We start from the raw sequence: 3,557 nt of genomic DNA, 5'->3' as shown, positions 1-3,557 counted from the left end.
CCGGGGCAGCGCCGCACCTGTCACGAGCAGCTGTCAGCCGCCGAGCGACGTCATGACGTGCTTGATCCGCGTGTAGTCGTCGAAGCCGTACCCCGAGAGGTCCTTGCCGTAGCCGGACTTCTTGAAGCCGCCGTGGGGCATCTCCGCGACCAGCGGGATGTGGGTGTTGATCCACACGCAGCCGAAGTCCAGGACCTTCGACATGCGCATCGCGCGCGCGTGGTCCTTCGTCCACACCGACGACGCGAGGGCGTAGTCCACGCCGTTGGCCCACCCGACGGCCTGCGCCTCGTCCGTGAAGGACTGGACGGTGATGACCGGACCGAAGACCTCGTTCTGGATGATCTCGTCGTCCTGCTTCAGACCCGAGACGACGGTCGCGGCGTAGAAGTAGCCCTTCTCGCCGACCCGGTGACCGCCCGCCTCGACCTTGGCGTGCGCGGGCAGCCGCTCGACGAAGCCGGAGACCTGCTTCAGCTGGTTCGGGTTGTTGAGGGGCCCGTACAGCACGTCCTCGTCGTCCGGCTGCCCCGTCTTGGTCTCGGCGGCGGCCTTGGCGAGCGCGGCGACGAACTCGTCGTGGATGGACTCCTGGACGAGGACGCGCGTGGCCGCCGTACAGTCCTGGCCCGCGTTGAAGAAGCCCGCGACCGAGATGTCCTCGACCGCCTTGGCGATGTCGGTGTCCTCGAAGACGACAACCGGCGCCTTGCCGCCCAGCTCCAGGTGGACGCGCTTGAGGTCCTTCGACGCGGACTCGGCGACCTGCATACCGGCGCGCACCGAACCGGTGATCGACGCCATCGCCGGTGTCGGGTGCTCGACCATCAGCCGGCCGGTGTCACGGTCGCCGGTGACGACGTTGAAGACGCCCTTGGGCAGGATCGAACCCATGATCTCGGCCATGAGCACTGTGGACGCGGGCGTCGTGTCCGACGGCTTGAGCACCACGGTGTTGCCGGCCGCGATCGCCGGGGCGAACTTCCACACGGCCATCATCATCGGGTAGTTCCAGGGCGCGACCTGCGCGCAGACCCCGACCGGCTCGCGCCGGACGATGGACGTCATGCCGTCCATGTACTCGCCGGCGCTGCGCCCCTCCAGCATCCGGGCCGCACCCGCGAAGAAGCGGATCTGGTCCAGCATCGGCGGGATCTCCTCGGACCGCGTGAGCCCGATCGGCTTGCCGGTGTTCTCCACCTCGGCCGCGATCAGTTCCTCGGCGCGCTCCTCGAACGCGTCCGCGATCTTCAGGAGGTGCTTCTGCCGCTCGGCAGGCGTCTTGTCGCGCCAGGCGGGGAAAGCGGCGGCGGCGGCCGCCATGGCGGCGTCGACGTCCGGCTGCCCGGACAGCGGCGCGGTCGCGTACGCCTCGCCCGTCACGGGGTTGACCACCTCGGTGGTCCGCCCGTCGGCGGCGTCCCGGAACTCACCATCGATGTAGTTGCGCAGACGACGCAGCTCGGTGCTCACTGCCGGCCCTCCAGATTCGGGTGTCCATTGACTGAGACACCACCCTATTCCGCAGTCCGACGTTTTCAACACCCCCGACGCCCCGCAAGCTGCGAAATCCGCAAGACAAGGGTCCATGAACAACGAATTTCATCGATCGAACCTTGCGAAACCGTCGACTCCTCGTGCACAGTGAGCGCGTGGCCAGTCGAAGCGCAGAGCACAGGGACTCCCGCGAGTCCAGGAGCGGCACCCCCCAGCTGGACGCCGTCTCCCTCGCCATCATCGAACAGCTCCAGGAGGACGGCCGCAGACCGTACGCGGCGATCGGCAAGGCGGTGGGCCTCTCGGAGGCGGCCGTGCGCCAGCGCGTCCAGAAGCTGCTCGACCAGGGCGTGATGCAGATCGTCGCCGTCACGGACCCGCTCACCGTGGGTTTCCGCAGGCAGGCGATGGTCGGCGTCAATGTCGACGGCGACCTCGACCCCGTGGCCGACGCACTGAGCGCCATGCCGGAAGTCGAGTACGTGGTGATGACCGCGGGCTCCTTCGACATCCTCGCCGAGATCGTCTGCGAGGACGACGACCACCTGCTGGACGTCATCAACAAACGCATACGGGCACTGCCCGGCGTGCGCTCCACCGAAAGCTTCGTCTACCTCAAGCTCAAGAAGCAGACCTACATGTGGGGAACCCGATAACCGTGACGACCACCGACAGCGACAGCTCCAAGGACCTCAGCCGCACCGCGTACGACCACCTGTGGATGCACTTCACCCGCATGTCGTCGTACGAGAACGCCCCCGTGCCGACGATCGTCCGGGGCGAGGGCACGTACATCTTCGACGACAAGGGCCGGCGCTACCTCGACGGTCTGGCGGGGCTGTTCGTGGTCCAGGCCGGTCACGGCCGCGTCGAGCTGGCCGAGGCCGCCTTCAAGCAGGCGCAGGAGCTGGCGTTCTTCCCGGTGTGGTCGTACGCCCACCCGAAGGCGGTGGAACTGGCGGAGCGTCTGGCCGACTACGCGCCGGGCGACCTCAACAAGGTCTTCTTCACCACCGGTGGAGGCGAGGCCGTCGAGACCGCCTGGAAGCTGGCCAAGCAGTACTTCAAGCTGGTCGGCAAGCCCACCAAGTACAAGGTCATCTCGCGTGCCGTCGCCTACCACGGCACCCCGCAGGGCGCCCTGTCCATCACCGGGCTGCCGGCCCTGAAGGCTCCCTTCGAGCCGCTCGTCCCGGGCGCCCACAAGGTCCCGAACACCAACATCTACCGCGCCCCGATCCACGGCGACGACCCGGAGGCCTACGGCCGCTGGGCCGCCGACCAGATCGAACAGGAGATCCTCTTCGAGGGCGCGGACACGGTCGCCGCGGTCTTCCTGGAGCCCGTGCAGAACGCGGGCGGCTGCTTCCCGCCCCCGCCCGGCTACTTCCAGCGGGTCCGCGAGATCTGCGACCGCCACGACGTCCTGCTCGTCTCGGACGAGGTCATCTGCGCCTTCGGCCGCCTCGGCACGATGTTCGCGTGCGACAAGTTCGACTACGTCCCCGACATGATCACCTGCGCCAAGGGCATGACGTCGGGCTACTCCCCGATCGGCGCCTGCATCATCTCGGACCGTCTCGCCGAGCCGTTCTACCAGGGCGACAACACCTTCCTGCACGGCTACACCTTCGGCGGTCACCCGGTGTCGGCGGCCGTGGGCCTCGCCAACCTCGACCTGTTCGAGCGCGAGAACCTCAACCAGCATGTGCTGGACAACGAGGGCGCGTTCCGCTCGACCCTGGAGAAGCTGCACGACCTGCCGATCGTCGGTGACGTCCGCGGCAACGGCTTCTTCTACGGCATCGAACTGGTCAAGGACAAGGTGACCAAGGAGTCCTTCGACGCGGAGGAGACGGAACGTATCCTCTACGGCTTCCTCTCCAAGGCCCTCTTCGAGAACGGCCTGTACTGCCGCGCCGACGACCGAGGCGACCCGGTCGTCCAGCTCGCCCCGCCGCTGATCTCGAACCAGGACACGTTCGACGAGATCGAACAGATCCTGCGCGCGACACTGACGGAGGCGTGGACGAAGCTCTAGCCCCCGGCGGCTCTGCGGC

3 protein-coding genes are annotated in these 3,557 nt (G+C 67.6%); 2 read left to right on the top strand and 1 reads right to left on the bottom strand.

What is annotated here, in order from left to right:
* Window positions 1–33: 33 nt before the first annotated feature.
* The gene (locus STRTUCAR8_RS20140; RefSeq protein WP_006377707.1) at window positions 34–1,473 is read right to left on the bottom strand and encodes a gamma-aminobutyraldehyde dehydrogenase; all 1,440 of its coding nucleotides are present in this window, start codon (window positions 1,471–1,473) and stop codon (window positions 34–36) included.
* A 164-nt stretch (window positions 1,474–1,637) separates the two neighbouring features.
* On the opposite strand from STRTUCAR8_RS20140, the gene STRTUCAR8_RS20135 reads away from it, so the two are divergent.
* Both STRTUCAR8_RS20135 and STRTUCAR8_RS20130 read left to right on the top strand, forming a co-directional pair.
* Complete coding sequence (locus STRTUCAR8_RS20135) at window positions 1,638–2,153, top strand: Lrp/AsnC family transcriptional regulator (protein WP_044472527.1); 516 nt, start codon at window positions 1,638–1,640, stop codon at window positions 2,151–2,153.
* Window positions 2,138–3,538, top strand: a complete 1,401-nt coding sequence (locus STRTUCAR8_RS20130; protein WP_078507245.1) for an aspartate aminotransferase family protein — start codon at window positions 2,138–2,140, stop codon at window positions 3,536–3,538. The genes STRTUCAR8_RS20135 and STRTUCAR8_RS20130 overlap by 16 nt, the downstream gene beginning before the upstream one ends.
* Window positions 3,539–3,557 lie beyond the last annotated feature (19 nt).

This window comes from Streptomyces turgidiscabies Car8 (assembly GCF_000331005.1).
GTDB lineage: Bacteria > Actinomycetota > Actinomycetes > Streptomycetales > Streptomycetaceae > Streptomyces > Streptomyces turgidiscabies.
The sequence above is the reverse complement of the archived record's forward strand: the minus strand, read 5'-3'. Positions and strand labels throughout refer to the sequence as shown.